At 69.3% G+C, this 4,855-nt stretch carries 7 protein-coding genes; all 7 read left to right on the top strand.

Features of this window, described 5'->3' with window-relative positions; translation table 11 throughout:
• A partial coding sequence (locus tag JF886_RS16695) for an AAA family ATPase (protein WP_337314517.1) occupies positions 1–382 on the top strand: 382 nt, incomplete at its 5' end.
• Between the two features lie 2 nt (positions 383–384).
• Positions 385–1,377 carry a signal recognition particle-docking protein FtsY gene (gene ftsY / locus JF886_RS16690; RefSeq protein WP_337314515.1) on the top strand — a complete coding sequence of 331 codons (993 nt, stop codon included), beginning with the start codon at positions 385–387 and terminating at the stop codon, positions 1,375–1,377.
• Between the two features lie 84 nt (positions 1,378–1,461).
• Positions 1,462–2,847: a signal recognition particle protein gene (gene ffh, locus JF886_RS16685; RefSeq protein ID WP_337314513.1), complete on the top strand. Its 1,386-nt coding sequence runs from the start codon at positions 1,462–1,464 to the stop codon at positions 2,845–2,847.
• A 35-nt stretch (positions 2,848–2,882) separates the two neighbouring features.
• The gene (gene rpsP / locus JF886_RS16680; RefSeq protein WP_337314511.1) at positions 2,883–3,326 is read left to right on the top strand and encodes a 30S ribosomal protein S16; all 444 of its coding nucleotides are present in this window, start codon (positions 2,883–2,885) and stop codon (positions 3,324–3,326) included.
• Positions 3,323–3,577, top strand: a complete 255-nt coding sequence (locus JF886_RS16675) for a KH domain-containing protein (protein ID WP_337314509.1) — start codon at positions 3,323–3,325, stop codon at positions 3,575–3,577. Before rpsP ends, JF886_RS16675 begins: the two co-directional genes overlap by 4 nt.
• Entirely contained in the window at positions 3,570–4,109 is a 540-nt protein-coding gene (gene rimM, locus JF886_RS16670) for a ribosome maturation factor RimM (protein WP_337314507.1), read from the top strand. The genes JF886_RS16675 and rimM overlap by 8 nt, the downstream gene beginning before the upstream one ends.
• On the top strand, positions 4,109–4,816 hold the full coding sequence (gene trmD, locus JF886_RS16665; protein ID WP_337314505.1) for a tRNA (guanosine(37)-N1)-methyltransferase TrmD: 708 nt from the start codon (positions 4,109–4,111) through the stop codon (positions 4,814–4,816). The genes rimM and trmD overlap by 1 nt, the downstream gene beginning before the upstream one ends.
• Positions 4,817–4,855: the final 39 nt, after the last annotated feature.

Genomic DNA, 4,855 nt, shown 5'->3' with positions numbered 1-4,855 from the left:
GGAGGCGCACGAGCCCTCAGCGCCGGAGGACCTGGTCGGCGTCGAGATCGAGGTCACGCCCGCGGGCAAGGAGATGAAACGTCTCTCGCTGCTCTCCGGGGGAGAGAAGTCGATGACCGCGCTCGCGTTCCTGTTCGCGGTCTTCCTCGCCCGTCCGTGCCCCTTCTACATTCTCGACGAGGTCGAGGCGGCGCTCGACGACCTCAACATCGACCGCTTCCTCGAGCTGCTGGCGCGGTACTCCAAGCACGCCCAGTTCATCGTCGTGACCCACCAGAAGCGCACGATGGAGGCAGCGGACTCCCTGTATGGCGTCTCGATGGGCGCCGACGGGGTGTCGAAGGTGATCTCCCGCCGGCTCCCGCGCGAGCAGGTCGCCTGATCATGGCTCGCGAGTGGTCCGATCTGCTGATCGTGCGCGACGCGCAGGCCTCGGAGCCGGGGATCGCCGGCGAAGGGCAGGAGCGGCGGGTCGGGCGTCTGCGGCGGCTGCGCGAGAACATGCGCCGCACGCGCGAAGCGCTCACGAGCGAAATTCAAGCGACGCTGTTCGAGGATCTCAGCGAGGAGACCTGGGAACGGCTCGAAGAGGCGCTGATCTACGCCGATGTTGGCGCCTCGACGACCGCGCAGGTCGTCGAGCAGCTCGAGCGTGAGGCGAGCGCCAACGAGCTGTCCGGGGGCGAGGCGCTGACCGATCGTCTCGTGGAGCTGCTCGCGGATATCGCGCGCACCGGCGAGGATCACATCAATCTGCTCGCCAAGCCGACCGTGATCCTGATGGCCGGGGTGAACGGCACCGGGAAGACGACGACGACCGGCAAGCTCGCCTGGCATCTGAGTCAAGAGGCCGGCCAATCGGTGCTGCTCGCCGCGGCGGACACGTTCCGCGCCGCCGGTGTCGAGCAGCTCGAGCTGTGGGCGGAGCGGGCCGGCGCCACGTTCGTGAAGGGACCCGCTGGCGCCGACCCGGGATCGGTCGCCTACGACGCGGTCGCGACCGCGCGACGCGACGGCGCGGACGTCGTGATCATCGACACCGCCGGGCGCTTGCACACGCAGGATGACCTGATGGCCGAGCTCGCGAAGGTGCGGCGCGTAATCGCCAAGCAGGACCCGCAGGCGCCCCACGAGACGCTGCTGACCGTCGATGCGACGACGGGGCAGAACGGCCTGCGTCAGGCGCGGCTGTTCGCCGAATCGGTGCAGGTGAGCGGGATCGTGCTGACCAAGCTCGACGGCACCGCGAAGGGAGGGATCGCGCTGGCGATCTCACACGAGCTGGGAATCCCGGTCAAGCTGATCGGCGTCGGCGAACAGCTGCAGGACCTGCGTCCGTTCGACCCGCCCGAGTTCGCGCGCGCGCTGGTGAGCTAGCGCTCGCCCGCTTGCCATGTGAGTGACCGAGCTGCGCCGGATCGGCCGGATCGGCGCTGGATCGGCGGTACCCTGGGAACGGCGATGTTCGACTCCCTCTCCGACAAGCTTCAGGCCGCGCTCGCCGACGTCCGGGGGCGGGGCACGCTGACCGAGGACGACGTCTCCGCCGCGATGCGCGAGATCCGGCTGGCGCTGCTCGAGGCCGACGTCAACTTCAAGGTGGCCCGCGCCTTCGTCGAGCGCATCCGCGAGCGCGCCGTGCAGGCCGAGGTCCTGGAGTCGCTGACGCCAGGACAGACGATCGTCTCCATCGTCAACGAGGAGCTCACCGCCCTCCTCGGCGGTGAGCAGCGCAAGCTGCGCTATCAGTCGCAGCCGCCGACGGTGGTGATGCTGCTCGGCCTGCAGGGCAGCGGCAAGACCACCACCGCCGCCAAGCTGGCGCTGGCGGTGCGCAAAGAGGGCCATCGCCCGCTGATGGTGGCCGCCGACACCTACCGGCCAGCCGCCGCGCAGCAGCTCGAGCGGCTCGGCAAGGACAACCAGGTCCCCGTGGCCATGCCCGACGGCAAGGCCAAACCGCCCGAGCTGTGCAAGCGCGGCGTCGACGAGGCCAAGCGGCTGAACTGCGACGTGGTCATCCTCGACACCGCGGGGCGGCTGCAGATCGATCAGACGATGCTCGACGAGCTCAAGGAGATCCGCCGCCGCGTCACCGTTCACGACACCGTGCTCGTGGTCGACGCCATGACCGGCCAGGAGGCGGTGAACGTCGCCAAGGCCTTCGAGGAGGCGGTCGGTGTCGACGGGGTCATCCTCACCAAGCTCGACGGTGACGCCCGCGGTGGCGCCGCGCTGTCGATGCGCGAGTCGATCGGCAAGCCGATCATGTACAGCGGCATCGGCGAGAAGGTGTCGGAGTTCGAGGCCTTCGCGCCCGACCGCATGGCCTCGCGCATCCTCGGCATGGGCGACATCCTCACCCTCATCGAGCGCGCCCAGGAGCACGTCGACGAGAAGCGCGCCGAGGAGATGGTCGAGCGCTCGCTGGCCGGCAAGCTCACCATGCAGGACTGGCTCGACCAGATGCGCCAGCTGCGCAACATGGGACCACTCGAGGGCGTGCTCGGCATGATGCCCGGTGGCAAGAAGCTGCTCGCCCAGGCACAGCAGCAGGGCGGTGCCATCCCCGGCGAGCAGGACATCAAGCGCATGGAGGCGATCGTGCTCTCCATGACAACCCAGGAGCGCCGCCATCCCGAGGTGATCAAGGGGTCGCGACGCAAGCGCATCGCGGCCGGCAGCGGCACCTCCATCTCCGACGTCAACAAGCTGCTCAAGGGCTTCGAGCAGATGCAGTCGGTCATGAAGATGCTCGGCGGCGGCAAGGGCACCAAGGGGGTGCGCGGCAAGGCGCGCATGCTCAAGCAGCTGCGCAACATCGACACCAGTCAGCTTCCGTTGTAGGGACCGGTTCGCCGGTCACAGAGAAAGGAGACGTTTTGGTCAAGATTCGCCTGAAGAGGATGGGCGCGAAGAAGCGACCCTTCTACCGGCTGGTGGTCGCCGACTCGCGCAGCCCGCGCGACGGTCGCTTCATCGAGCTGCTCGGCTTCTACGACCCGCTGCCCAACCCGGCAAAGGTCCAGATCGACGCCGACAAGGTGCGCGAATGGATCGGTAAGGGCGCCCGGCCCAGCGACGCCGCCCGCGCGCTGCTCGTCGAGCAGGGAATCCTCGCCAAGATTCCGCGGACCTTCAAGCCGGCCCCCGAACCGAAGGCGGCGGCCGCATCCGCGTCGGAGACACCGGGCGCGCCCGAGGAGGTCGACGCGGTGCCCGCCGAGGCGGCCGACCGGCCGGTGACCGCGCCGGTCGAGGAGCAGGATGCCGAACCCACACCACAGGCAGAGGACGGTGCGGCGGAGGCGGAGTCGGCGCCGTGAGCGACTACGCGGACCTGACGCGGTTCATCACCGAGCACATCGTCAGCAACAAGGAGGCGATCAACATCCACGCCGTCCCCCGGGGCCGCTCCACAATCATCGAGGTGACCGTGGCCGAAGAGGACATGGGCAAGGTGATCGGCAAGGGCGGTCGCAATATCGAAGCGATCCGCGCGGTGGTGAGGGCGGCGGGGCTGCGCAAGCACGAGCGCGTCCAGGTCGAGCTCGCCGACGGAGGGCGGCATGCCTGAGGCCGGCTCGCCCGCATCGGCGGTGGCAGCGACACCGCTGCTCCGTGTCGCTCACGTGCGCCGTGTCCACGGCGTGCGCGGTGAAGTGCGGGCGCAGACGCTCGGCGGCGACCTGGGCCGATTCGCGCCCGGGACCGCGCTGTTGGCAGAGAGGGACGGGCGCCGCCTGACGGTGGCCTCATCGCGCCCGCTCGACGGCGACGACATCTTGCTCGCCTTCACTGAGCTTCCCAGCCGCGAGGAGGCGGCCACGCTGAGCGGCGACTATCTCTGCGTCGGCCGCGCCCAGGCGCGTGCGCTCGGTGACGACGAGTGGTTCGTCTGGCAGCTGGTCGGTCTGCGTGTGGTGTCGAACGACGGCGAGGAGCTCGGCGTCGTACGCGACGTCGAGGAGCAGCCCGCCAGCGACGTCATCGTGGTTGGCGCCGGCACGGACGAACGGCGCTATCCGCTGGTGCGCGAATGGGTTGAGTCCGTCGACGTCGCTGCCGGCGTGGTGGTGGTCACGCCCTGGCACGAGGACCTCGACTGATGCGCTTCGACGTGCTCACCGTCTTTCCCGCGGTGTTCCCCGGACCGCTCGGCATCGGTGTCGTCGGCCGCGCGCTGGACAGTGGCAGCGTCGAGGTGCACGTGCACGACCTGCGTGAGCACACCACCGATCGGCATCGGCAGGTCGACGACATGCAATTCGGCGGCGTCGGCGGCATGGTTCTCAAGCCGGAACCGATCGTGCGCGCGGTGCGCGCGCTGCGCGCCGAGGTGGCCGGCCTGCGCACCATCCTGCTCTCGCCGCAGGGTCGCGTCTTCAACCAGGATGTCGCCCACGAGCTGAGCCGTGAGAGTGCTGTGCTGCTCGTATGCGGCCGCTACCAAGGCGTCGACGAGCGCGCCCGCGACGAGATCGGCGAGGAGCTGTCCGTGGGCGACTATGTGCTCAGCGGCGGCGAGGTGGGCGCGATGGCGGTCATCGAAGCCACCGCTCGCCTGGTGCCCGGCGTGGTGGGCTCGCCGGAGTCGCTCGACCAGGAGACGTTCAGCAGCACCGTCGGCGGCGGGCTGGAGCCGCCGCTGTACACACGTCCTGCGGAGTTCGAGGGCCACGAGGTTCCCGCGGTGCTGCGCAATGGCGATCACGCGGCGATCACCGCGTGGCGCCGTCAACAGAGTGAACAGTCAACCCGGCGCCGCCGACCAGATCTGGTACGGTTGCGCGCGGTTCCCGGAGGAAACAAGTGAATGTCATCGACCTGCTCCAACGCGAGCAGGAGAAGCCGG

The organism is Candidatus Aeolococcus gillhamiae, assembly GCF_016464765.1.
Taxonomy (GTDB): Bacteria; Chloroflexota; Dormibacteria; order Aeolococcales; family Aeolococcaceae; genus Aeolococcus; species Aeolococcus gillhamiae.
The sequence above is the reverse complement of the archived record's forward strand: the minus strand, read 5'-3'. Positions and strand labels throughout refer to the sequence as shown.